This is a genomic window from Sphingomonas sp. ABOLG (assembly GCF_003950435.1).
GTDB lineage: Bacteria > Pseudomonadota > Alphaproteobacteria > Sphingomonadales > Sphingomonadaceae > Sphingomonas > Sphingomonas panaciterrae.
Window position 1 is genome coordinate 170,547 of sequence record NZ_QQWW01000006.1, and the last position, 24,575, is coordinate 195,121.

General features: G+C 67.7%; 16 protein-coding genes and 1 tRNA gene. 14 read left to right on the top strand and 3 right to left on the bottom strand.

Annotated features, from left to right (window positions below; all coding sequences use genetic code 11):
* Positions 1-11: 11 nt before the first annotated feature.
* Positions 12-803: a peptidoglycan editing factor PgeF gene (gene pgeF / locus CA236_RS09400; RefSeq protein WP_125945395.1), complete on the top strand. Its 792-nt coding sequence runs from the start codon at positions 12-14 to the stop codon at positions 801-803.
* 171 nt (positions 804-974) lie between these two features.
* A complete protein-coding gene (locus CA236_RS09405; protein ID WP_125945447.1) occupies positions 975-2,189 on the top strand; it encodes a UbiH/UbiF/VisC/COQ6 family ubiquinone biosynthesis hydroxylase in 1,215 nt (404 codons plus the stop codon).
* Between the two features lie 29 nt (positions 2,190-2,218).
* On the opposite strand, the gene CA236_RS09410 is transcribed toward CA236_RS09405, so the two are convergent.
* A complete protein-coding gene (locus CA236_RS09410; RefSeq protein WP_125945396.1) occupies positions 2,219-3,052 on the bottom strand; it encodes a TauD/TfdA family dioxygenase in 834 nt (277 codons plus the stop codon).
* Between the two features lie 190 nt (positions 3,053-3,242).
* On the opposite strand from CA236_RS09410, the gene CA236_RS09415 reads away from it, so the two are divergent.
* Positions 3,243-3,899, top strand: coding sequence for a Crp/Fnr family transcriptional regulator (locus CA236_RS09415; protein WP_125945397.1), 657 nt, complete (start codon positions 3,243-3,245; stop codon positions 3,897-3,899).
* A gap of 162 nt (positions 3,900-4,061) precedes the next feature.
* Here CA236_RS09415 and CA236_RS09420 read toward each other — a convergent pair.
* Positions 4,062-4,148: transfer RNA gene (locus tag CA236_RS09420), tRNA-Leu, on the bottom strand.
* A gap of 100 nt (positions 4,149-4,248) precedes the next feature.
* Between CA236_RS09420 and CA236_RS09425 the strand changes: the two genes are divergently transcribed.
* From CA236_RS09425 to gltB, 4 genes are all read left to right on the top strand, one after another.
* Positions 4,249-5,175, top strand: coding sequence for a complex I NDUFA9 subunit family protein (locus CA236_RS09425; protein ID WP_125945398.1), 927 nt, complete (start codon positions 4,249-4,251; stop codon positions 5,173-5,175).
* A gap of 67 nt (positions 5,176-5,242) precedes the next feature.
* The gene (locus tag CA236_RS09430) at positions 5,243-6,043 is read left to right on the top strand and encodes an undecaprenyl-diphosphate phosphatase (RefSeq protein ID WP_046407926.1); all 801 of its coding nucleotides are present in this window, start codon (positions 5,243-5,245) and stop codon (positions 6,041-6,043) included.
* A 133-nt stretch (positions 6,044-6,176) separates the two neighbouring features.
* Positions 6,177-7,625 carry an NAD(P)-dependent oxidoreductase gene (locus tag CA236_RS09435; protein WP_125945399.1) on the top strand — a complete coding sequence of 483 codons (1,449 nt, stop codon included), beginning with the start codon at positions 6,177-6,179 and terminating at the stop codon, positions 7,623-7,625.
* Positions 7,625-12,139 carry a glutamate synthase large subunit gene (gene gltB / locus CA236_RS09440; protein WP_125945400.1) on the top strand — a complete coding sequence of 1,505 codons (4,515 nt, stop codon included), beginning with the start codon at positions 7,625-7,627 and terminating at the stop codon, positions 12,137-12,139. The genes CA236_RS09435 and gltB overlap by 1 nt, the downstream gene beginning before the upstream one ends.
* A gap of 43 nt (positions 12,140-12,182) precedes the next feature.
* On the opposite strand, the gene CA236_RS09445 is transcribed toward gltB, so the two are convergent.
* A complete protein-coding gene (locus CA236_RS09445; RefSeq protein WP_241212591.1) occupies positions 12,183-14,291 on the bottom strand; it encodes a transglycosylase domain-containing protein in 2,109 nt (702 codons plus the stop codon).
* A gap of 128 nt (positions 14,292-14,419) precedes the next feature.
* On the opposite strand from CA236_RS09445, the gene CA236_RS09450 reads away from it, so the two are divergent.
* From CA236_RS09450 to CA236_RS09480, 7 genes are all read left to right on the top strand, one after another.
* Positions 14,420-14,992 (top strand): NADPH-dependent FMN reductase, encoded by a 573-nt coding sequence (locus tag CA236_RS09450; protein ID WP_241212592.1) that lies wholly within the window; start codon positions 14,420-14,422, stop codon positions 14,990-14,992.
* A 212-nt stretch (positions 14,993-15,204) separates the two neighbouring features.
* Positions 15,205-16,317, top strand: a complete 1,113-nt coding sequence (locus CA236_RS09455; protein ID WP_125945402.1) for a hypothetical protein — start codon at positions 15,205-15,207, stop codon at positions 16,315-16,317.
* Positions 16,314-17,723, top strand: a complete 1,410-nt coding sequence (locus tag CA236_RS09460) for a phosphotransferase family protein (protein ID WP_125945403.1) — start codon at positions 16,314-16,316, stop codon at positions 17,721-17,723. The genes CA236_RS09455 and CA236_RS09460 overlap by 4 nt, the downstream gene beginning before the upstream one ends.
* On the top strand, positions 17,720-19,987 hold the full coding sequence (locus CA236_RS09465) for a CoA transferase (RefSeq protein WP_125945404.1): 2,268 nt from the start codon (positions 17,720-17,722) through the stop codon (positions 19,985-19,987). The genes CA236_RS09460 and CA236_RS09465 overlap by 4 nt, the downstream gene beginning before the upstream one ends.
* An 11-nt stretch (positions 19,988-19,998) precedes the next feature.
* The gene (locus CA236_RS09470) at positions 19,999-20,802 is read left to right on the top strand and encodes a crotonase/enoyl-CoA hydratase family protein (protein WP_046408016.1); all 804 of its coding nucleotides are present in this window, start codon (positions 19,999-20,001) and stop codon (positions 20,800-20,802) included.
* A 2-nt stretch (positions 20,803-20,804) separates the two neighbouring features.
* Positions 20,805-22,313, top strand: a complete 1,509-nt coding sequence (locus CA236_RS09475; RefSeq protein ID WP_125945405.1) for an acetyl-CoA acetyltransferase — start codon at positions 20,805-20,807, stop codon at positions 22,311-22,313.
* 127 nt (positions 22,314-22,440) lie between these two features.
* The gene (locus CA236_RS09480; RefSeq protein WP_125945406.1) at positions 22,441-24,483 is read left to right on the top strand and encodes a malate synthase G; all 2,043 of its coding nucleotides are present in this window, start codon (positions 22,441-22,443) and stop codon (positions 24,481-24,483) included.
* Positions 24,484-24,575: the final 92 nt, after the last annotated feature.

The window sequence follows — 24,575 nt, forward strand, 5'->3', positions numbered from 1 at the left end:
GCGGAGTTGATATGGATAGCGGCGTAGGTTTGAGCGGCGGCGACGGGAACGGTGTGGAAGTGATCCGGGCGCGCAGTCTGGGCGACGTGGCGCATGGATTCCTCGGTCGGCGCGGCGGGGTGTCGCAGGGGCTGCATGGCGGGCTCAACGTCGGGCTTGGCTCCGACGATGATCGTGCCGCGGTCGATGAAAACCGCCGACGCGCGGTGGCGGCGGTGTTTGGGCGCGCGCCGCTCGTCACCTGTTTCCAGGTGCATTCGGCCGATTGCGTGACGATCACGCAGGACGTGGCCGAACGCCCGCGTGCCGATGCGATGGTCACTGACCGGCCGGGCCTCGCGCTCGGCATCCTGACCGCCGATTGCGCGCCCGTGCTGCTGGCCGACCGGGAGGCGGGCGTCGTCGGCGCCGCCCATGCGGGGTGGAAAGGCGCGATCGGCGGGGTCACCGACACGACGATTGCCGCGATGGAGGCGCTCGGCGCGCAACGCGATCGGATCGCCGCCGCGATCGGCCCGTGCATCGCGCGCGCCAGCTATGAGGTGGACGAGGCGTTCCGCCGCCGCTTCGAGGAGGAGGATCCCGCGAATGAGCGGTTCTTCGTCGATGCCCGCGCGGGCCACGCCAAGTTCGACCTTGAGGCCTATGTCACGCATCGGCTGGCGAGCGCAGGGGTGCAGCGGATCGAGGCGCTGGGGCTGGATACCTATGCCGATGAGGACCGCTTCTTCAGCTATCGCCGCGCGACGCACCGGAGCGAGCCCGATTACGGCCGGCAGATCGCGATCATCGGCTTGCGCTGAGCGCCGCGTGGGCCCTGGCTCTGCTTTCGCTGGGCCTATGCTTTCACTGGGCCTGTGCTTTCGCTGGGCCTGTGCTTTCGCCGGGGCGATGCAACCGCTAGAGCCCCGGGGGACTTGTCATAAGCGGCAGCGACAGGCTGGCGGCGGAAAAGAGCGTATCGGATGACTCACATGCAACACGCGGACGTCCTGATCCTGGGTGGCGGGCTGGTCGGCGCGACGCTGGCGCTGGCGCTCGATCGCCACGGCATTTCGACCATCGTCGTCGATCCGGCGGACCCGGCGGTCACGCTGTCGGCCGGGTTCGACGGGCGCGCCTCCGCGATCGCCAGCGCGAGCCACCGGATGCTGGAGGCGATCGGCGTCGCCGACCGGCTACGCGGGCAGGGGTGCGCGATCCGGCAGATCCGCGTCAGCGACGGGCTGGAGCCGGGTGCGCTCGATTTCATTCCCGATGCCGATGATGGCGCGCTGGGCACGATGTACGAGAATCGCGCGCTGCGCCGCGCGCTGGCCGACAGCATGAGCGAGAGCAATGTCGACTTCCGCCCGCTGACCCGTGCGGTCGAGGTCGATCGCTCTGCCAGTGGCGTGCGCGCGACGCTGAGCGACGGCAGCATGGTCACCGCGTCGCTGCTGGTCGCTGCCGAGGGGCGCAACTCGCCCACCCGCGCCGCGGCGGGCATCACCACCGCCAATTGGCGCTACGATCATGCCGCGATCATCGGTGCGTTCCACCATGAGCGGCCGCATGAAAGCATCGCGTTCGAGATCTTCTATCCCACCGGCCCCTTCGCGCTGCTGCCGCTGGTCGACGACGATGACGGGCATCGCTGCGCCATCGTCTGGTCAGTGAAGCAGGCGCAGGGCCCGGCGATGCTGAAACTGTCCGACCGCGCCTTCCTCGCGGAGGCGGAGAAGCGGATGGGCGGGTTCCTTGGCACCCTCTACAAGGCGAGCCCGCGCGCGAGCTATCCGCTGGGCTTTCACCATGCCGCCACGATCACCGCCGAGCGGCTGGCGCTGGTCGGCGACGCCGCCCATGGTATTCACCCGATCGCGGGCCAGGGGCTGAACCTTGGCTTCCGCGATGTCGCGGCGCTGGCCGAAGTGCTGGTCGAGGGACGACGCCTCGGGCTGGAGGCGGGCGATGCGCAATTGCTTGACCGCTATCGGCGCTGGCGCAGCCTCGACACGATGATGGTCGCGGGCGCGACCGACGTGCTGACCCGCCTGTTCGGCATTCCGGGGCGAACGGCGAGCGCGGTGCGCCGCTTCGGCATTTCCGCCGTCAACGCCATCCCGCCGCTGAAGGACCGCTTCATGGCGGAGGCGCGCGGCGAGAGCGGCGCGCTGCCGCGGCTGCTGCAGGGCATGACCATCTGATCCAGCCGCGGGCGGGCGCCGCGGGGCGATCAGTGCAGCGGCTCGCCCGAGATCGTGATGCGGTGCATCAGCCGCCGGTGCCCGTGATAATCGTTCATGGCGAGATGCCAGGTTGAGCGGTTGTCCCAGATGGCGAGCGACCCCGGTGCCCAGCTGACGCGGCAGTGGAACCGATCCTGCATCGCCACCTGATAGAGGTAGGTCAGCAGCGGCATGCTCTCCTCCCGCGTCCAGCCTTCGAAATGGAGCGTGAAGGCGGGATTGACGTACAGGATCTCGCGCCCGGTCTGCGGGTGCCGGATGATCACCGGGTGGACGGCGCGGGTACGCTCGTCATGGCCCTTCAGATCGGCGGCCTGATCGGTCTTCGCGTAGATGCCGTCGGCGCTGTAGATGTGATCGGCCGAATGGACCGCGCGCAGGCCGCGCAGCGTCGTTTTCAGGCCGTCGGACAGGCTGTCGAAGGCCGCACCGAGGCTGGCGAACAGCGTGTCCCCGCCGGTCGGCGGCGTCTCGCGCGCCAGCAGGATCGAACCCATGGCGGGCACCTGGTCATAACTGTGATCGGTATGCCAGCCGCCGCCGATATTGGTCTGCTGATTCTCCGCCTTTCGCACCTCGGCGATTTCCGGGTAGCCGCCGTTCGCCGGGAAGTATTTGTTGACGTCGATCGGCCCCCAGCGCCGGGCGAAAGCGATATGCTGTTCGGGCGTCAGGGTCTGGTCGCGGACGAACAGGACGCCGTGGTCCGCCACCGCCCGCCGCAGCGCGTCGAACCCCGCGTCGTCGATCGTGTTCAGGTCGACGCCGTGCGCCTCTACGCCGACATGCGCCGCCAGAGGGTGCATTTCGGGTATCGCCATTGATCCTCTCCTTGTTGGTTGCTGCTGACCGTACCGCCGCCGTGTTCAGGTCGACGCCGTGCGCCTCTACGCCGACATGCGCCGCCAGAGGGTGCATTTCGGGTATCGCCATTGATCCTCTCCTTGTTGGTTGCTGCTGACCGTACCGCCGCGGCTGGCCTGAAAATGTCCCGCGGGTTACATTTGGCGCATGCTGCTGGAGGAGCTTCGGGTCAGTCGCTGGTTTGCTCGCCAGCCGGGTACGCTGCGGGACCGCCTTGCCGCGGCTGGGCGCCTGCGGGCGCTTGGGGCGGGGCAATGGGTCTATGGCGAGGGCGATGATGCGACGGGGCTGGTGATGGTGCTCAGCGGCATGCTGCGGCTGGAGGCGATGGTCGATGATCGCACCATCCTGGTCGGCGTGGCGCAGGCCGGCGGCGCCTTTGGCCAGTCACAGCGGCATGGCGGCGGCCCACGGATCGTGACCGCGCGCGCCGGGCCGCCGAGCCGCGTGTTCACGGTCAGCGATGCCGCGCTGGCGCGCGTCGGTGCCGAGGAGCCGCTGTTGTGGCAGTCGGTCAGCACGCTCGTCTATGCGCAGCTGGACGCGAGCGTTCATTCGCTGGCGCAGATGCTGGCGCTGCCGCCCCGCGCGCGGATCGCGCGGCGGCTGCTGCCGTTTGCCGCGGTCGGGGAGGCGCCGCTGTCGCAATCGGACCTGGCCGAGCTGTGCGGCCTTTCTCGAAAAGCGGTGAATGCGCATCTCGCGGCGCTGGAGCGGGCAGGGGCGATCGGCAGGGGCTACGGCCATGTCAGGGTGATCGACGCGGCGCTGCTGGAGCGGGCGGGGACTGACGATGCAACGTGATGCGGCCGACCAAGCGCAATGCCAGGTGCAAGAAAAACCGTCGGTTCCCGCCGCTGGCGCTAGTGCGGTGGTTATTCCGGATAGACGATCGGAGGAAGAAAGGCGAAGCTCGCCGTGATTTTCCGTCAGGGAGGGCGCAGTGCCCATCCCTGACCGGAAAAGTGGTGCCCAGAAGAGGACTCGAACCTCCACGACCTTGCGATCGCCAGCACCTGAAGCTGGTGCGTCTACCAATTCCGCCATCTGGGCACGGGGTAGGCCGGCGCCTCTAGGGCCCAGGTGGCAGCCTTGTCAACAGGTACATCGCACGGCTAGGGGCAAAGCGAATTTTTCCTCGGCGGAGCGTTAAATGAAGGACAAACTGGTCACGCTGATCGGCGGTGGCGGTTTTCTCGGCCGGTACGTCGCGCAGACCCTGCTTGCCGCTGGCGCCCGCGTGCGCATCGCGCAGCGCGATCCGCGCGAGGCCTGGTTTCTGAAGCCGCTCGGCGGCCTGGGGCAGACCCAGTTCGTGGCGGCGGATATCACCCGCCCCGATACGCTGGTGCGCGCCGTCGCGGGATCGGACGCGGTGGTGAATCTGGTCGGCAGCTTCACCGGCGACCTGTTGCGCATCCATGTCGATGGCCCGCAAGCGCTGGCCAGCGCGGCGCGCGAGGCGGGCGTCCAGGCGCTGGTGCACGTTTCGGCGATCGGGGCGAATGCCGATGGCGATTCCTATTACGCCCGCACCAAGGGCGAAGGCGAGGCGGCCGTGCGCGAGGCGTTCCCGGCCGCGACGATCCTGCGCCCGTCCACCGTGTTCGGGCGGGAGGACAAGTTCATCAACATGTTTGCCGGCATGATCGCGCGGCTGCCCGTGGTGCCGGTGCTGAAGCCCGACACCCGTTTCCAGCCGGTGTTCGCGGGTGACGTGGGTGACGCGGTGGTCGCCGCGCTCTCCGATCCGGCGACTTACGGTGGGCGCACCTTCGAGCTCGGCGGACCGGACGTGTTCACCATGATGGAGCTGAATCAGTGGATTGCGCGCGCCATCGGCCGCCGTCCGTCGTTCGTCCGGGTGCCCGACGCGCTGGGCGGAGTGCTGGCGGCGGTGCCGTTCATCCCGGTCTCGCCCGATCAGTGGAAGCTGCTGCAGAAGGACACGGTGGTGACGCCGGGTGCCGAGGGGCTGACCGCGCTGGGCATCACCGCAACGCCGCTGGCGAGCGTCGCGCCGGGCTGGCTGGTGCGCTACCAGCGCAACGGCCGCTTTGCCCGTCCCACCGCCGCCTGAGCATCGTTTCGCGCGCGTTTTTTCGCGCGCGCCCGGACCTGGGCGGCGCGTGACCTGAAAGGCACCCATGTCCGATCTGCTGACCGCCATCCTCCTCGGTATTGTCGAGGGCGTGACCGAATTCCTGCCGGTATCCTCCACCGGCCATCTCGTCCTCGCCACCGAGTTGCTGGGCTATGATCCGCAGCGCTGGGCGGTGTTCAACATCGCCATCCAGCCAGGCGCGATCCTGGCGATCGTGGTGCTGTACTGGCGCACGTTCATGGCGGTGCTGTCCGGCCTGATGAAGGGCGAGAAACACTCGATCGCCTTCGTCCGTAACCTGTTGATCGCGTTCATCCCTGCGGTTGCGCTGGGCCTCGCCTTCAACGACCAGATCGAGGCGCTGCTGGAAAATGCCGTCGTCGTCGCCTGGGCGCTGATCATAGGCGGGGTCGCGATCCTGATCGTCGAGCGACTGGCGAAAACCCGCGACGTCGGGGGCATCTCGGGCGTTTCGGTGTCGCAATCGGTGAAGATCGGCCTGGTCCAGTGCATGGCGATGATCCCGGGCGTGAGCCGGTCGGGCGCGACGATCATGGGCGCGATGGCGTTCGGCATTGATCGCCGCACGGCTGCGGAATTCTCCTTCTTCCTGGCGCTGCCGACGCTGACCGGCGCCACGGTGCTTCAGATGTACAAGCATCGTGATGCGATCACCGCCAATGACCTGCAGCTGATCGGCGTCGGCGCGCTGGTGTCGTTCGTCGTCGCGCTGGTGGTGGTGAAAGCGTTCATGGCTGTGGTGACGAAGCACGGTTTCGCGCCGTTCGCCTGGTACCGAATCGTCGCCGGGAGCGTTGCTCTGCTGGTGCTCGCAGCAAAGTAGGTCCGGAACAGGACTATTATCTCCGGAAAAATACGTGCGGACTGACGATCTAACGGGGCAGGCTGGAAAATAGGACAGCAATGTTGACTTGATGGCATCCGGCCGATGTGAGAACCACGTCGGCGGAGGGCTTATGGCTGCTGATTCCATGCTTCGTTTCGTCGTCACCCCGCAATCCTACCCGGACAAGCGGGCGCCGGACGCGCGTGCGGAGGACTTTCGCGAGATTGCGGATCGCTATGCGGTGCCGCGCGCCGAGGAGCAGGCGGGGCGGTGTTCGCAATGCGGCGTGCCTTACTGCACGGTGCATTGCCCGCTTCACAATCACATCCCCGACTGGTTGCGGCTGACCGCCGAAGGGCGGCTGCGCGAAGCCTATGAGCTGTCCAACGCGACCTCCACCATGCCGGAAATTTGTGGACGGATCTGTCCGCAGGACCGCCTGTGCGAAGGCAATTGCGTCATCGAATTCTCCGGCCATGGCGCGGTGACGATCGGCTCGGTCGAGAAGTTCATCACCGACACCGCCTGGGAAGAAGGTTGGGTCGAGCCGCTGGTGCCGGGCCCCGCGCGCGGCCAGTCGGTCGGCGTGATCGGGGCCGGTCCGGCCGGGCTGACCGCAGCGGAATATCTGCGCGCCAATGGTTATGAGGTGCATGTCTATGACCGGCACGATCGCGCCGGCGGGCTGCTGACCTATGGGATCCCGGGCTTCAAGCTGGAGAAGCCGGTGGTGATGCGCCGGGTCGACCGGCTGAAGGCGGGCGGGATCGTCTTTCACGAGGGCTTTACAGTCGGCGATGATGCCTCGCTTGCGGACCTGCGCGCGCGGCATGATGCGCTGCTGATCGCGACCGGTGTCTATAAGGCGCGGGCGATTGACGTGCCGGGCAACGATGCCGCCGGCGTGATCGCCGCGCTCGACTATCTCACCGCTTCCAACCGCAAGAGCTTCGGCGATTCGGTGCCCGCCTTCGACAATGGCGGGCTGGATGCCGCGGGCAAGAATGTGGTCGTGATCGGTGGCGGCGATACCGCGATGGATTGCGTGCGCACCGCGATCCGCCAGGGCGCGAAGAGCGTGAAATGCCTCTATCGCCGCGACCGCGCCAACATGCCCGGGTCGCAGCGCGAAGTGGCCAATGCGGAAGAGGAAGGCGCCGAATTCGTCTGGCTGTCCGCGCCGCATTCCTTTGTGGGAGACGAGAAGGTCACGGCGGTGCGCGCCAATCGCATGCGGCTGGGCGCGCCCGATGCAAGTGGCCGCCGCGCGCCGGAGGTGGACCCGGGCGGGCCGATCGACATGCCGGCGGACATGGTGATCAAGGCACTGGGCTTCGATGCCGAGGAACTGCCGCATCTGTGGGATGCGCCTGAGCTGGGCGTCACCCGCTGGGGCACGGTGCTGGTCGATTCGAGGACGTTGATGACCAGCCTCGACGGGGTGTTCGCGGCGGGCGACATCGTGCGCGGCGCCAGCCTGGTGGTGTGGGCGATCCGCGACGGGCGCGACGTGGCCGCATCGATGCACCAATATCTGAAGAGCAAGGCCGCGGCATCGACCGCGAAGGAGGCCGCGTGATGGATCAGCGCGAATATCTCGCCACCCATGGCATGTACCGTCCCGAGTTCGAAGGCGACGCCTGTGGCGTTGGCCTGGTCGCGGCGACTGATGGCAAGCCGTCGCGCCGCGTCGTCCAGTCCGCGATCGATGCGCTGAAGGCGGTGTGGCATCGCGGTGCGGTCGACGCCGATGGCAAGACCGGCGACGGCGCCGGCCTGCATGTCGACCTGCCCGTGCGGTTCTTCGACGATGCGATCGCGATGGGCGGGCACAAGGTGCTGCCCAATCGGCTCGCCGTCGGCATGGTGTTCCTGCCGCGCACCGATCTCGCCGCGCAGGAGACGTGCCGCACCATCGTCGAGAGCGCGATTATTGAGGCGGGCTACACCATCTATGGCTGGCGCCAGGTGCCGGTCGACGTCAGCGTCATCGGCCTGAAGGCGCAGGCCACGCGGCCGGAGATCGAGCAGATCATGATCGCCGGCCCGCTGCCCGAGGCGGTCGACGAGGCCGAGTTCGAGAAGAACCTGTATCTGGTCCGCCGCCGCATCGAGAAGCGGGTGATCGCGGCGCAGATCCAGGGATTTTACATCTGTTCGCTGAGCTGCCGGTCGATCATCTACAAGGGGCTGTTCCTGGCCGAGAGCCTGTCGGTGTTCTACCCGGACCTGACCGACAAGCGCTTCGAAAGCCGGGTCGCGATCTTCCACCAGCGTTATTCCACCAACACCTTCCCGCAATGGTGGCTCGCCCAGCCGTTCCGGTGCCTGGCGCATAACGGCGAGATCAACACGATCCGCGGCAACAAGAACTGGATGCTGAGCCACGAGATCCGCATGGCGTCGATCGCGTTCGGCGAGCATTCGGAGGACATCAAGCCGGTGATCCCGGCGGGCGCATCCGACACGGCGGCGCTCGACGCGACCTTCGAGGCGATCTGTCGTTCGGGCCGCGATGCGCCGACCGCGAAGCTGATGCTGGTACCCGAGGCATGGCAGGGCGACGTCAGCGGTGACATGCCGCCCGCGCATGCCGCGATGTATCAATATCTCGCCTCGGTGATGGAGCCGTGGGACGGCCCGGCCGCGCTGGCGATGACCGATGGCCGCTGGGCGGTGGCGGGGATGGACCGCAACGCGCTTCGCCCGCTGCGCTACACCCAGACCGCCGACGGCCTGCTGATCGTGGGATCGGAAAGCGGCATGGTGGTTGTTCCGGAATCGACGATCGTTGCCAAGGGCCGGCTGGGGCCGGGGCAGATGATCGCGGTCGATCTGGCCGAGGGGCGGCTGTACCATGATCGCGAGGTCAAGGACCGGATCGCCGGCGAGGCCGATTATGCCGGGATGATCGGCAATTTCGCGACGATCGAGGATCTGCCGCCGCCGCCCGCCGCAGGCGTACCGCGCTATGACCGTGCCGAACTCGCGCGGCGCCAGGTCGCCGCTGGCCAGACGCTGGAGGACATGGAGCTGATCCTGGCGCCGATGGTGGAAACGGCAAAGGAAGCGATCGGATCGATGGGCGATGATACGCCACTCGCCGTCATTTCCGACAAGCCGCGGCTGATCAGTCAGTTCTTCCGGCAGAATTTCAGCCAGGTGACGAACCCGCCGATCGATTCGCTGCGCGAACGCCATGTGATGAGCCTCAAGACGCGGTTCGGCAATCTCGCCAACATCCTCGACACCGAGGATCGGCGCGAGCGCGTGCTGGTGCTCGATTCGCCTGTGCTGACGTCGACGGACTGGGCACGGCTGAAGACCTATTTCAACAACGCCGCGGCCGAGATCGATGCCACGTTCGAGGCGGACGGCGGGCCGGAAAAGCTGCGCGCCGCGATCCAGCGCATCCGCAACGAGGCGGAACAGGCGGTGCGCCAGGGCAAGAGCGAGATCTTCATCACCGACGAACATGTCGGACCGGCGCGGATCGCGATCCCCGGCGTGCTGGCGGCCGCGGCCGTGCACACGCATCTCGTGCGGCGGGGCCTGCGCTCCTACGCCTCAATCAACGTGCGCACCTCCGAATGCCTCGACACCCATTATTATGCGGTGCTGGTGGGCGTGGGCGCGACCACGGTGAACGCCTATCTGGCGGAAGCCGCAATCGCCGATCGTCAGTCGCGCGGGCTGTTCGGTGACCTCAGCCTGGAGGAGTGCCTGAAGCGGCATCGTAAGGCGATCGAGGAAGGGCTGCTGAAGATCATGTCGAAGATGGGGATCGCGGTGATCTCCAGCTATCGTGGCGGCTACAACTTCGAGGCGGTGGGCCTGTCCCGCGCGCTGGTGAACGATTTCTTCCCGGGGATGCCGGCGAAGATCTCGGGCGAGGGCTATGCCTCGCTCCACGTCAACGCGAAGGGGCGGCACGATGCCGCTTATGACGACGCGGTGGTGAACCTGCCGATCGGCGGCTTCTATCGCCAGCGGCATACCGGGGAGGCGCATGCCTATTCGGCGCAGCTGATGCACCTGCTGCAAACCTCCGTCAGCACCGACAGCTATTCGACCTATCTGCAATTTTCGCGCGGGGTGGCGGATCTGCCGCCGGTGTATCTGCGCGACCTGTTGCAGTTCAACTTCCCGGCCGAGGGCGTGCCGGTCGATCAGGTCGAGCCGATCACCGAGATCCGCAAACGCTTCATCACGCCGGGCATGAGCCTGGGCGCGCTGTCGCCGGAGGCGCACGAGACGCTGGCGATTGCGATGAACCGCATCGGCGCCAAGGCCGTGTCGGGCGAAGGCGGCGAGGACAAGAGCCGGTATCAGCCGTATGAGAATGGCGACAACGCCAATTCGGTGATCAAGCAGATCGCGTCGGGGCGCTTCGGCGTGACGGCGGAATATCTGAACGCCTGCGATGAGATCGAGATCAAGGTCGCGCAGGGTGCCAAGCCTGGCGAGGGCGGGCAGCTGCCGGGTTTCAAGGTGACCGAGTTCATCGCCAAGCTGCGCCATGCGACGCCGGGCGTGACGCTGATTTCCCCGCCGCCCCACCACGACATCTATTCGATCGAGGATCTGGCGCAGCTGATCTACGATCTGAAGCAGATTAATCCGCGGGCGCGGGTGTGCGTGAAGCTCGTCTCCTCCGCCGGCATCGGCACGGTGGCGGCGGGCGTCGCCAAGGCGCATGCCGACGTGATCCTGGTATCCGGCCATGTCGGCGGCACCGGCGCCTCCCCGCAGACCAGCATCAAATATGCCGGCACGCCGTGGGAAATGGGCCTTTCCGAGGTCAACCAGGTGCTGACGCTGAACGGCCTGCGCGGCCGGATCAAGCTGCGCACCGACGGCGGCCTTCGCGTCGGGCGCGACATCGTGATCGCCGCAATCTTGGGGGCGGAGGAGTTCGGCATCGGCACGCTCAGCCTCGTCGCGATGGGCTGCATCATGGTGCGCCAGTGCCATTCGAACACCTGCCCGGTCGGCGTGTGCACGCAGGATCCGCGGCTGCGCGAGAAGTTCGTCGGGACGCCGGAAAAGGTCATCAACCTGATGACCTTCATTGCCGAGGAAGTGCGCGACATCCTGGCGCGGCTGGGCGTGCGCAGCCTCGACGAAGTGATCGGGCGTACCGAGCTGCTGCGGCAGGTGAGCCGCGGTGCGGAGCATCTCGACGACCTCGATCTCAACCCGATCCTCGCCAAGGTGGATGCCACGGACGCGGAGCGGCGCTTCTCGCTCAGCACCTTCCGCAACGAGGTGCCTGACAGCCTGGACGCGCAGATCATCAAGGATGCCGCCGCCGTCTTCTCGCGCCGCGAGAAGATGCAGCTGACCTATTCGGTGCGCAACACGCACCGCGCGGTCGGCACGCGGCTGTCGAGCGAGATCACGCGCACCTTCGGGATGAGCGCGCTCAACGACCATCACGTGACGATCCGCCTGCGCGGCTCGGCCGGGCAGAGCCTGGGCGCCTTCCTGTGCAAGGGCATCACGCTGGAGGTGTTCGGCGACGCCAATGATTATGTCGGCAAAGGCCTGTCCGGCGGCATCATCGTGGTGCGCCCGGCGGTGTCGTCACCGCTGCGCAGCCAGGAAAATACGATCGTCGGCAACACCGTCCTCTATGGTGCGACCTCCGGCGCGTTGTTCGCGGCCGGACAGGCGGGCGAGCGGTTCGCGGTCCGCAACTCGGGCGCGACGGTGGTGGTCGAGGGCTGCGGCGCGAACGGCTGCGAATATATGACCGGCGGCACGGCTGTGGTGCTGGGCGCCGTCGGCCAGAATTTCGGCGCTGGCATGACCGGCGGCATGGCGTTCGTCTATGACCATGACGACAGCTTCGCCCGGCGCGCCAATCCGGAAAGCATCACCTGGCAGCGGCTGTCCTCAGCGCATTGGACGCAGGTGCTGCACGATCTGATCGCGCGTCATGCAAAGGCGACCGATTCCAAATGGTCGCGCGGCATCCTGGAGGATTGGGACCGCAGCGTCGGCCGGTTCTGGCAGGTGGTTCCGCGCGAGATGCTGGACCGGCTGTCGCACCCGCTGGACGACAGCCTCGTGATGGAAGCGGCCGAATGAGGGACGCGCCCGCCGCTCGTGACCCGAGCGGCGAGCGGCGCGACTAGTAGAAGCCTGGCGGTCCGTCCTCGAAGACCGGTTCGCGTTCCTCGCGCCGGCGCGGCGGGGGCGGGCCCTCGGGACGGGCGATGCTGACCGAGCCATCCGGCCCGATCTGAAGATCCATCCCCAACCCCTCGATCGGCGCGGTGATCGGCGCGATTTCGTTTTCGACGTCGGCGATCAGCCCGGCATCGGGATCGACATCCTCGACCACCGGCGCCTTCACGACCGGCGCAAGATCGAGTGCGCTGACCATGAAGTTGCGCCAGATCTGCGCCGGGATGCCGCCGCCGTGAAGGCCGGGGTTGGGGGTATTGTCGTCATTGCCGACCCACACGCCCACGACCAGATCGCCCGCAAAGCCGATGAACCACGCGTCGCGGCCCGATTGCGACGTGCCCGTCTTGCCATAAGCATCGACCGACAGCGCCGCCGCGCGGCCCGTACCGCGCACCGAGGCGGCAAGCAGGGTCAGCATGTCGTCATGGATGCGGCGCGGCATCGTGCGTTGGCCATCGGTCAGCGCCTGGTACCAGCTCTTGTCCGCAACGTTGCGCAGGCCATGCGGCTGCACCGGATAGCGCCCCTCTGACACGCCGGCGAAGGCCGCGGTCAGTTCCAGCAGCGATACTTCGGACGTGCCGAGCCCAATCGTCGCTTCATTGGCGATCGGCGTCGTGATGCCGAGGTCGCGCGCGGCGCGGATCACGTTGCGCACGCCGACCTCCTGCGTCAGTCGCGCGGCGACGACGTTGGAGGATCGCTGGAAGGCGCGTTGCAGCGTGATGTCGCCGAGATAGCGGCCGTCGTCGTTCTTCGGCTTCCATCCGGCGATCTCGACCGGCGAATCGTCCACGATCGTGTCGGGCGACATGCCGGCGCGCAGCGCGGCGAGGTAGACGAACAGCTTGAACGTCGATCCCGGCTGGCGCCTCGCCTGGGTGGCGCGGTTGAACGGGCTTTTCTTGTAATCGCGCCCGCCGACCATCGCGACGACCTCGCCATTGCGCTTCATCGCCACCAGCGCGGCCTGCGCCTGGCGCAATCCGGCCTGGCGGATGACGCGTTCGGCATAGCGCTGCAGATCGCGGTCCAGCGTGGTGCGCACCGTCGCCTCGGTCTGCACCTCGCCGGCCTGGTCGCGCGCATCGGGCAATACCCAGTCGGCGAAATAGGTGCCGGTGGGCAATTGCTGGGCGCGGCGCGCCTTGACGCGCTGCGGCTGCACGTCGGCTGCCTCGCTTTTGGTCAGGAAACCGGCGTCGACCATCGCCGCGACGACCACCTTCTGGCGATCGCGCGCGCCCTTCAGGTTGCTGGTCGGAGCGAGCCGTGACGGCGCCTTGACGAGGCCGGCCAGCATCGCTGCCTGGCCGATGTTCATCTTCTCCGGCTCCCGCCCGAAATAATGGTTCGACGCGGCGCGCAGGCCATAGACGTTGTCGCCGAAATAGACGTTCGACAGATAGCGGGAGAGGATCTCGTCCTTGCTTAGCCACGCCTCCAGCCAGAAGGCGATGAAGACCTCGCGGATCTTGCGCGCGGCGGTACGATCGGAATCGAGAAAGGCGTTTTTGGCCAGCTGCTGCGTGATCGTGCTGCCACCCTGACGCACCCCGCCGGAGCCGAAATTCGCCCAGGCGGCACGCGCAATGCCGCGCGGATCAATGCCCCAGTGCGAATAGAAGCGCCGGTCCTCGATCGCCATGAACGCTTCGCGGACATGCGCGGGCAGCTTCGCAGCATCGACCGGCTGGGCGATGATTGCGCCGCGCCGCGCGATCGGCGTGCCGTCGGACGCTGTGAGCGTGATCGACGGGGGCGTCGGCGGTTTCAGCGATTGCGACAAGGGCGCGGTGATCGCCAGCCAGATGATCGCCAGCACCAGCAGGATGACGGCTGCCCCGAGCCCGCGCATGATCCAGCGCATCGACACCCGTGGCAGGCGGAAGCGCGTTGCGCGGCTTGTCGCCGCTCCGTCCTCGCCCGGCAGGTCGCCGTCGCGCCACGCCGCGAAATCGGGCATGGGATCACGCGCCTCGCCGGGGGCATGGTGATAGCGGATGCGGCCACCGTCGTGCTGGCTGGGATCGAAGGGGTTAGGGCGCATGGAGCTCGGGCGCATGGAATCATCTCGGCGGTCAGCCATCGGGCGTATTACTTCAGTATGACAGTTGCCGCAAGGGTGCGCACCGTGCGAGGGATAGGCGCATGAGCGGCGAAGAGAAAGCATTTCAATTGGACGACAGACCGTTGGTCGTGGGCATTGGCGGCACCATTGGTGGCATATCCTCCACCGAACGCGCGCTTCGGATCGCGCTGGACGCGGCGGGCGAGCAGGGTTTCTGCACGCGCCTGTTCGGTGGTGCCGACATGGCGAAATTCCCGCTCTATGACCCCAAGGCGCCCGGCCGCACCGCCGAGGAGCAGGAATTCGTCGACGCGGTGCGCGGCGCGTCGGCGCTGATCATCGCCTCGCCCGGCTATCACGGCAGCATTTCGGGCGTGGTGAAGAACGCGCTCGACCTGCTGGAGGAAACCGCGCGCGATGCCGAGCGGACCTATCTTGCCGACATGCCGGTGGGGCTGATCGCGACTGCTTATGGCTGGCAGGCGACGGGATCGACGATCGCCGCGCTGCGATCGATCGTCCATGCGCTGCGCGGCTGGCCGACGCCTTTCGCCGCCGCGATCAACAGCGCGATCACCAAGTTCGATGCCGAGGGCGGGGCGAACGACCCGGCGGTGGTCGAGCAATTGCGCATGGTGGGCAAGCAGGTCGCCCGCTTCGCACCGCTCGCGCGCGGCTGAGCCAGACCGGAGGCGCACGGGTGGCGGCTTTGCCCCGCCCGTGTCGCCGGGTGGTTGGGCCAGTGTCTGCTTGGTTGACGCACCCGCCCGCACCAGCGCGTCATCGTAACGTAACTTCTGTTATCTTGGCGTTGACAGGGCCGCCGCCGCTGGTCCACCTCCGCCCTTGAGCCGACGACAGATCGGCCAAGGATGTGATGGAGAGAGCGGGCATGGTGCTGACCAAGGGCGACGAATATCCGATCCACCAGACGGCCGAGCCGGTCGCTTATGCGGGGACGGACCGCAATTTCTACGATCGCTTCTTCTTCAACGGCTATGCCCCCGGCGCGGACGAAGACGGCTTTTTCGCCGCCGCGATGGGCGTCTATCCGCATATCAACATCATCGACGCGAGCTTCTGCTGGCTGAAGGACGGCAAGCAGGTGAATCTGCACGCCAGCCGCGGCCTCAACATGGAGCGGATGGACACGCAGGTGGGCGGGATCGCGGTCGAGGTGCTTGAGCCGTTGCAGTCGGTGAAGCTCACGGTCAATTCGCCCGAGCACAAGATCCGCGCCGAGCTGACCTTCACCGGCCGCGCCTTCCCGCTGGAGGAGCCGCGCTTCACCCGCCGCAACGGCCCGCGCGTGCTGATGGACGTGACGCGGATGACGCAGAACGGCAGCTATCAGGGCTGGATCGAGGTCGATGGCGAGCGCACCGAGGTGAACGGCTGGCTGGGCACGCGTGACCGCTCCTGGGGTGTGCGCCCGATCGGTGCGCCCGATGCGCAGCCCGCCAGCCCGCCGATTGCACCGCAATTCTTCTGGCTGTGGAGCCCGACCGCGATGGAGGACGGCGACTTCTATTTTCACACCAACGACGACGAGCATGGCCGCTTCTGGAATCGCCGCGCGGCGTGGAAGCCGCTGGGCGGCGGGATCGAGGACGAAACGCATTTCGAATCCGACTATCAGGTGCAGTGGAAGCAGGGATCACGCCACGCCCAGGCTGCAAGCGTCACGCTGAAGGACGAAGAGGGTCAGGAAACGAAGGTCGAGTTCGACCTGGGCCAGCAGTTCATGATGCTTGGCCTTGGCTATACCCACCCCAAGTGGAGCCACGGCCGGCACCAGGGCGACGGGCTGACGGTGGAGCGCGAGGATTTCGTACCCGCGGAGATGGACCCGATGCAGCCGCACCATCTGCACGTCCAGGCGCTGGCCACCGTCACCATGACGGGACCTGACGGCAAGGTGCGGCGCGGCAAGGGGGTGCTCGAACAGCTCGTGATGGGGCCGCACGCGCCGTCGGGCTTCAAGGGCGTGCTCGACCCGGCATGACCACGCTGACCGCAACCGAGATCGAGGCCTATCTCTCGCGTGTCTGGGAACAGCCGGTGCGGGTGGCGGATCTGACCCGGATTCCCGGCGGCGCGAGCCGCGAGACCTATCGCTTCGATGCCCATGCCGGGGCGGACATTCACCGGCTGATCCTGCGGCGCGAGCCGGCGAAGGGCCTGATCGACACCGAAAGCGCGACCGAGTTTCGCGCTTATCAAAGTGCAGCAGGGGTCGTTCCCGTGCCGCGTGCGGTGGCGCTGGAGCCCGATGGCGCCGAGCTTGGCCGGCCGTTCTTCATCATGGAGCGGATCGAGGGCGGCGAAGTCGCGAGCAGCTTCGCGCGCGATCCGTTCGGCGTGCATGGCGCGGCGCTGGGCGAGGCGTTCTTTGGTGCGCTGGGCCGGCTGGCGGCGCATGATCCGGCCGGCACGCCGCTCGCCGACCATGTACCGATGCCCGAGCCCGACCAATGCTGGCGGATCGCGCTCGATTATTGGGAAGGGGTGATCGAGGAGGACGCGCTGCAGCCGCAGCCGATCGCGCGCGCCGCGATCCGCTGGCTGCGCGCCAATCCGCCGCCGCCGGCGCAGCGTGTTGCGATCGTTCATGGCGATTACCGCTCCGGCAACGTCATGCACGACGGCGCGGGCGGGATGCGCGCCATGTTTGACTGGGAAATGGCGCATCTCGGCGATCCGCTGGAGGATCTGGGCTGGGCGCTGGACCCGATCTGGGATCATTTCATCCCCGGCGCGGCCAGCGGCATGCTGCCGCGGCCAGACGCGATCGCGATCTGGGAGCGCGCCAGCGGGCTGACGGTCGATCCCGCGGCAATGCGCTGGTGGTCGTTGTTCGCATCGGTGAAGGGAATGGCGATCTGGATCTCCGCCTTTCGCGAGTTCGTCGACGGCGGGCGGCAGGATCCGGTGCTGGCGGTCTCGGGCTGGTACACCGCGCGGCGGCAGGAGGCGATCATCGCCGCGCAGCTTGGCGGATCGGTGTTCGATCCGGTGCCGGTCCTCCCCACCAGCGATCTGGCGCAGGTGTTGATCGGTGCTGGCATCGCGGCGGCCGGGGCGGGGGAGAAGGTGGGTGCGAGCGATGCCTTCGCCGGATCGACGCTGACGGTGGCGGCGCTGCTCGCGCTGCTCGGCGCGCAGGAGGCGGAAAAGGCCGCCGCCTGGCGCCGCGCCGATATTGCCGACATGCGCCGGCTGCTCGGCGACGATGCTCCGGTCACCAATGAGGGCGAGACGCTGGACGCGCTGGACGGCGCCTGGGCGACGCTGGCCGAGGCGCTGATCGCGCATCATGACGAGGTCGCGCGGACGCGCGGCGACGAGCGGCCGCTGCTCGATTTCTACCGCGAAAGCGCCGCCCGGCGGGAACTCGCCTGGCCGCTATGACCGACCTGCCGCTCACCGGGATACGCGTATTGGATGCCGTTCCCGGCGTGCTCGGATCGGCGGGGCGGCTGTTGGCGGAACTGGGCGCCGAGGTCATCCGCATCGAGCCCCGCGGCGGGGGCACGGATCGGCGGAACGGTGCGATGGCCGGCGACATCAGCCTCGACTTTGTTGCGGCGAACCTTGGAAAGCGCGCCGTCACGATCGACCTGCCGCGCGATCAGGATCGCTTCCTGGCGCTGGCGGCGGGGGCGGACATCCTGCTCGAGGAGCAGCTCCCCGGGCTCGATCACGCGGCGATACGCCATGCGGCGCCGCAGATCATTCATGTCACGCTGAGCGATTTCGGCACCCTCGGCCCGTGGAAGGACTGGCGTGCGAGCGACGCGGTGCTCCATGCGCTGACCGGCAGCCTGTCGCGCTCGGGCCTGCCGGACCGGCCGCCGCTGCTGCCGCCGGGCCGGCTGACGCTGGAAACGGCTGCGACGCAAATGGTGGTCGCGACGCTCGGCGCGCTGATCCGCCGCTTGCGCACGGGCGAGGGCGATCACCTCGACATGACGCTGCTCGAGGCGGCGATGCAGGCGCTTGATCCCGGCTTCGGCCTGAACGGCAGCGCGCAATCGGGCGTGCCAAGCTGGAAGCAGCCGCGCGGGCGAACCGACGAACGCTATCGCTATCCGATCCTGCCCTGCGCTGATGGCTTCGTGCGGCTGTGCGTCCTCGCGCCCCGCCAGTGGCGCAGCATGTTTGCCTGGCTGGGGGAGCCGGAGGAGTTTGCCGGGCCGGAGTGGGAGAAGCTGATGACCCGCTTCCGCTCCACCACCTTGCTGCCGGCGATCACCCGCTTCTTTGCCGACAAGACGCGCGCGGAGATCGAGGAAGAGGCGGCGCGGCGCGGAATCCCGGCCGCCGGGCTGCTCACCGTCGAGGAAGCGATCGCGACGGCGCAGATGACGGCGCGCGAGGCGTTCGTGCCGGTGGAAATAGCGCCGGGCATCACCTTGCCCTTCCCCAACGGCACGATCGAGATCGACGGTGAGCGCGCCGGGGTGTCGCCTGCCGCGCGCGTCCCGCTGGCAGGCGAGAATACGGCGTTCGCGACGGCGCGGCCGCGCTTCGATCCGCCGCCAGCGGCCGATTACCCGCTCGCCGGCCTGCGCGTGCTCGACATGGGAATCATCGTCGTCGGGGGAGAGGCCGGGCGGCTGCTCGCCGATCTTGGCGCCGACGTGGTGAAGGTTGAGAATGCCGCTTTCCCCGACGGCCAGCGCCAGTCGCGCGACGACGATCCGGTCAGCCTGACCTTTGCCGCGGGCCACCGCAACAAGCGCGGTCTGTCGATTGATCTCAAGGCGCCGGAGGGACGCGCGCTGTTCCTCGATCTGGTGCGGCAGGCCGATGTGCTGCTGTCGAACTTCAAGCCCGGCACGCTCGACGCGCTGGGGCTGGATGCCGCGACGCTGGCTGAGGCCAATCCGGGGCTCGTCAGCGTCGACAGCTCCGCCTTCGGGCCGACCGGGCCCTGGTCGCGTCGGCTCGGCTATGGCCCGCTGGTGCGCGCCTCCGCCGGGCTCAGCACGCAATGGACCTATCCGGGCGAGCCCGACAGCTTCTCCGACACGGTCACCGTCTATCCCGATCACGTCGCTGGCCGGATCAGCGCGATCGGCGCGCTGGCGCTGCTGATCCGGCGGATGCGCACCGGCACCGGCGGGACGGCGAGCGTCAGCCAGGCGGAAGTGATGCTGGGGCACAAGGCAGTGGAGATCGCCGCCGCCGCCGCCCGCGCGCAGGGACTGACGGTCAGCGACGATCCGGCGGAGGATCGTCTTCTTCCCTGCGCTGGCGACGACGAATGGTGCGTCGTGACGCTGCGTGACGCAACGGATCGCCGGGCCCTGCATGCGATCACCGGCGACGAGCCCGAACAATGGTCGCGATCGCAGGCAGCCGGAGACGTGATGGCGCAGCTTCAGTCGGTCGGGCTGGCGGCGGGCATGATGGTCCGCGTGGTGGACCTTCCCGACCTTCCCGTGTTTCGCGCACTCGGCACGTTTCGCACCGCGCGGCACCCGCTGCTGCCCGACCCGTTCATCGTCGAGGGCGCGCTCACCCGCTTCGACCGGGTGCCGCCGCCGGACCAGCGGCCCGCGCCGCGGATCGGCGAACACAGCGCCACCGTCATCAAGGATTGGCTGGGGTGGAGCGACGATCGCGTCGCTTCGCTGCTGGCCCGGAAGATCATCGAACAAGCAGCATGAAAGGGATCAATATGGCCGACCTTGGCAATGAAGCCGTCACCGTCGAAACGCGCGGCAATGTGATGCTCATCACGATCAACCGCCCGGAAGCGCGCAACGCGGTCAACCGCTTCGTCCATGAGGGCGTAGGCGATGCGCTGGAGGCGGCGGACAAGGATCCAGAGATCCGCGTCGTCATCGTGACGGGCGCGGGCGACAAGTCGTTCTGCGCGGGTGCCGACCTCGTCGCGCTGTCGCGTGGGGAGAGCCTGGCGCCGGACGACAAGACCAAGGCCGCATGGGGCTTTGCCGGGATCGTCAGCCACGCCATTTCCAAGCCGGTGATCGCGGCGGTGAACGGCATGGCGCTGGGCGGTGGGCTGGAAATCACGCTGGCCTGTGACCTCGCCGTGGCCGTTGATGAGGCGAAGTTCGGCCTGCCCGAGCCCAAGCGCGGCCTGTTTGCGGCCGCTGGCGGCGTGTTCCGGCTTCCGGAGCAATTGCCCAAGAAGATCGCGATGGAAATGATCCTGACCGGCGACCCGATCGACGCCAATCGCGCGCTGGAACTGGGGCTGATCAACGCCGTCGCCCCGCGTGAGCAGCTGCTCGACACCGCCTTCGCGCTGGCCGAGCGGATTGCGGTCAACGCGCCGCTGTCGGTGCAGGCGTCGAAGCGGATGGCGCAGGGCATTTCGAACGGCCGGGTCGAGCGCGAGGAAGCGGCTTGGGCGCAGAACCGCGAGGAAACCAAGATCGTCTTCACCAGCGAGGACTCGCGCGAAGGGCCGAAGGCATTTGCCGAGAAGCGCGCCCCGGTGTGGAAGGCGCGCTGAACATGGCGGCTGATCCGGAGAAGGTCGCCGTCATCGTCGGGGTCGGGCAGGTCAATGACCGCCCGGCCGATCCGATGGCGGGCAAGGATGCGCTGGGCCTGATGATCGCCGCGCTGGAGGAGGCCGACAAGGACGCGGGCGGCGGCTGGCTGGCGGATGTCGATTCCGTCGCGGTCGTGCAGCAGATCAGCTTCCGCAAGGACAATCCGCTGGCGCAGAAGGTGGCGGACGGGATCGGATCGACGGCGGCGATCGTCTATGAATCGGTCGGTCCCAATGGTGACAGCCCGATCCTGCTGCTGAACGAGGCGGCGAACCGGATCGCGCGCGGCGAGATCAAAATCGCGGCGGTGACTGGCGGCGAGGCGCTGCGCACCGCCAGCCAGCGTGCGGCGATCGCGGCGAAGACGAGCGTGGCGGACCAGAACCCGCTGCGCACCCTCAGCAAGGGCGCGAAGCCCGGTTATCGCCAGATCTATGGCCTGGCGACGCCGGTCGACGTCTATCCGCTCTACGAGAATGCCGGGCGTGCGGCTTATGGCCAGACGCTGGACGAAGGGCAGCGTGAGTCAGGCGAGATCTGGTCACGCTTTTCCGAGATCGCGGCGCAGACGCCGGCGGCGTGGATCCATGCGCCCAAGTCACCGCAGGAGATCGTCGAGCCGACCGCGGACAATCGCCCGATCGCCTTCCCCTACACCAAGCTGATGGTGGCCAATTCGAGCGTCAATCAGGGCGCCGGCTTCATCGTCACCAGCCTTGCCGAAGCACGACGGCGCGGCGTGCCGGAGGAGCGGATCATCTATGTCGGGCGCGGCGCCAGCGCGCATGAGGCGGACGATTTTCTCGCTCGTGACCGCTACGACACGTCGCCCAGCATGGAAGTGTGCCTCCGCCGCACGCTCGAGTTCAACGAGATGACGGCGGACGATCTCGACCTGGTCGAGCTTTATTCCTGCTTCCCCTGCGTGCCCAAGATGGCGCGGCGGGTGATCGGCTGGCCGGTGGAGAAGCCCGCGACGGTGTTCGGTGGCCTCACCTTCGGCGGCGGGCCGATCGGCAATTACATGGCGCATGCCGTGGCCGAGATGGTCGACGCCCTGCGCGCCGGCGAGGGCGAGAAGGGGCTGCTGTTCGCCAATGGCGGCTTTGCCACGCACAATCACGCGATCGTGCTCGGCACAAAGCCGCTGCCGGGCGCGGGGGAGGCGCATGCGTTCGACCTGCAGGCGGAGGCGGATGCTGCGCGCGGCGCGGTGCCGGAACTGGTGAAGGACTATAGCGGACCGGCTGAGGTCGAGACCTACACCGTGTTCTACAACCGTGACGGTTCGGCAAAGGCCGGGGTGGTCGTGGCGAAGCTGCCGGATGGGAAGCGCACGCTGGCGCAGGTGCCGGCGAGCGACGCGGCGACGATCGCTTTCCTCAGCGATGGCAGTTCCGAACCGGTCGGAACGGCCGGCCAAGTGGTTGCCGAGGGCGAACTGATGGTGTGGAAACGCGCCTCCTGATCCGGCCCGATCAATCCTCCCCGGGCGGACCTCGGGGCGGAATTGGGCGTTGCACTCCCACCGCGGCATCGACTAATCGCGGCGGTGCCCTCCCCAGGCGCTGTTGGTAACGTCAGGAGGAATCCCCATGCAGACCCGCGCCGGCCTTTCGGTCGATGATCGCCTCGCCGCCTTTGTCGAGGAGGAGGCGCTTGCCGGCACCGGCATCTCGGCTAACGCCTTCTGGCAGGGGGCGGCGGCGATATTCGATCTTTTCACGCCGGAGAACAAGGCGCTGCTTGCCCGGCGCGAGGAGCTGCAGGCGGCGATCGACGCGCGCTATATGGCCGGAGAACCGGTCGACGAGGCGTTCCTGACGCAGATCGGCTATCTCGTGCCAGAGCCGGCGCCGTTCACCATCGGCACCGAGAACGTCGATCCCGAAATCGCCACCATGGCCGGGCCGCAGCTGGTGGTGCCGAGCCTCAACGCGCGCTTCGTGCTGAACGCCGCCAATGCGCGCTGGGGCAGCCTTTACGACGCATTCTACGGCACCGATGCGCTGCCGGGGAAGGCGAAGCCGGGCGGCTATGATGCCGATCGCGGCGCGCAGGTGATCGCGCGGGCGCGGGCGTTCCTCGATGAAACGCTGCCGGGCTGGGAAGCGGCGCTGACGGGCGGTGACTGCCCGCATCGCTTCGCGCGCTTCGATAAGGGCGTGATGTTCGTCCATAACGGGCTGCACATCGAGATCGTGGTCGATCGCGAGTCCCCGATCGGCAAGACCGATCCGTTCGGCATCGCCGACGTGATCCTCGAATCGGCGCTGACGACGATCGTTGACCTCGAGGATTCGGTCGCCGCGGTCGATGCGGAGGACAAGGTCGCGGCGTACCGCAACTGGCTGGGCCTGATGCGCGGCGATCTTGTCGAGACGTTCGAGAAGAACGGCGCGACGCTGACCCGCAAGCTGGCCGGCGATCGGACCTATCAATCGCCGAGCGGCTCTAGCTTCACGCTGCCGGGCCGTTCGCTGCTGTTCGTGCGCAACGTCGGCCATCTGATGACGACGCCCGCGCTGCGCCTCGAAGATGGCAGCGACGCGCCGGAGGGGATCCTCGACGCGATCGTCACCTCGCTGATCGGGCTGCATGATCTGAAGCGGCTCGGCACGCTGCAGAACAGCCGCACCGGATCGATCTATATCGTGAAGCCCAAGATGCATGGGCCGGACGAAGCGGCGTTCACCAACCGGCTGTTCGATGCGGTGGAGGATCTGCTCGGCCTCGACCGCCACACGATCAAGGTCGGCGTGATGGACGAGGAGCGCCGCACCTCGGCCAATCTTGCCGCCTGCATCCATGCGGTGCGCGACCGGATCGCCTTCATCAATACCGGCTTCCTCGATCGCACCGGCGACGAGATCCACACCGCGATGCGCGGCGGCGCGGTGATCCGCAAGGCGGAGATGAAGGGCGCGGAGTGGATCAAGGCCTATGAGGATCGCAACGTGCGCATCGGCCTTGCCTGTGGCCTTTCCGGCAAGGCGCAGATCGGCAAGGGCATGTGGGCCGCGCCGGACATGATGGCCGACATGCTGGAGCAGAAGATCGCACACCCGAAGAGCGGCGCCAACACCGCCTGGGTGCCGTCGCCCACCGCGGCGACGCTCCACGCGCTGCATTACCATCAGGTCGACGTGTTCGCGCGGCAGAAGGAGATCGCGGGCGAGGCGCCGCCGCCGCTGGCGAAGCTGCTGGCCGTGCCGTTCGCGGCGCCGGGTCGCAACTGGACGCCGGAGGAGATCCGCGAGGAACTGGACAATAACTGCCAGGGGATACTTGGCTATGTCGTGCGCTGGATCGACCAGGGCGTCGGCTGTTCCAAGGTGCCCGACATCCATGACGTGGGACTGATGGAGGATCGCGCGACGCTGCGTATTTCCTCGCAGCATATCGCCAACTGGCTGCTCCACGGCGTGTGCACCGAAGATGAGGTGGACGAGGCGCTCGATCGGATGGCGAAGAAGGTCGATGCGCAGAATGCGGGCGACCCGCTGTATCGCTCGCTCGACTGGGACGGTCATGCCTTCCGCGCTGCCCGCGCGCTGATCTTTGAAGGGGTGGAGCAGCCGTCGGGGTACACCGAGCCGCTGCTCCATCGTTTCCGCCAGGCAGCCAAGGCCGCCTGATCCGCGCCCTGTCCCCCGCGCCCGGCCATGTCCCGGCGCGGGGGAGGCGAGCATGGCGATCGCGACGGTGGCATTATCGTGACACCGCGGCT

Bases quoted from the DNA above. Each gene is read 5' to 3' on its own strand.
- pgeF (WP_125945395.1), top strand. From the start codon at position 12: ATGGATAGCGGCGTAGGTTTGAGCGGCGGCGACGGGAACGGTGTGGAA.
- CA236_RS09405 (WP_125945447.1), top strand. From the start codon at position 975: ATGCAACACGCGGACGTCCTGATCCTGGGTGGCGGGCTGGTCGGCGCG.
- CA236_RS09410 (WP_125945396.1), bottom strand. From the start codon at position 3,052: ATGGCGATACCCGAAATGCACCCTCTGGCGGCGCATGTCGGCGTAGAG.
- CA236_RS09415 (WP_125945397.1), top strand. From the start codon at position 3,243: ATGCTGCTGGAGGAGCTTCGGGTCAGTCGCTGGTTTGCTCGCCAGCCG.
- CA236_RS09425 (WP_125945398.1), top strand. From the start codon at position 4,249: ATGAAGGACAAACTGGTCACGCTGATCGGCGGTGGCGGTTTTCTCGGC.
- CA236_RS09430 (WP_046407926.1), top strand. From the start codon at position 5,243: ATGTCCGATCTGCTGACCGCCATCCTCCTCGGTATTGTCGAGGGCGTG.
- CA236_RS09435 (WP_125945399.1), top strand. From the start codon at position 6,177: ATGGCTGCTGATTCCATGCTTCGTTTCGTCGTCACCCCGCAATCCTAC.
- gltB (WP_125945400.1), top strand. From the start codon at position 7,625: ATGGATCAGCGCGAATATCTCGCCACCCATGGCATGTACCGTCCCGAG.
- CA236_RS09445 (WP_241212591.1), bottom strand. From the start codon at position 14,291: ATGCGCCCTAACCCCTTCGATCCCAGCCAGCACGACGGTGGCCGCATC.
- CA236_RS09455 (WP_125945402.1), top strand. From the start codon at position 15,205: ATGGTGCTGACCAAGGGCGACGAATATCCGATCCACCAGACGGCCGAG.
- CA236_RS09460 (WP_125945403.1), top strand. From the start codon at position 16,314: ATGACCACGCTGACCGCAACCGAGATCGAGGCCTATCTCTCGCGTGTC.
- CA236_RS09465 (WP_125945404.1), top strand. From the start codon at position 17,720: ATGACCGACCTGCCGCTCACCGGGATACGCGTATTGGATGCCGTTCCC.
- CA236_RS09470 (WP_046408016.1), top strand. From the start codon at position 19,999: ATGGCCGACCTTGGCAATGAAGCCGTCACCGTCGAAACGCGCGGCAAT.
- CA236_RS09475 (WP_125945405.1), top strand. From the start codon at position 20,805: ATGGCGGCTGATCCGGAGAAGGTCGCCGTCATCGTCGGGGTCGGGCAG.
- CA236_RS09480 (WP_125945406.1), top strand. From the start codon at position 22,441: ATGCAGACCCGCGCCGGCCTTTCGGTCGATGATCGCCTCGCCGCCTTT.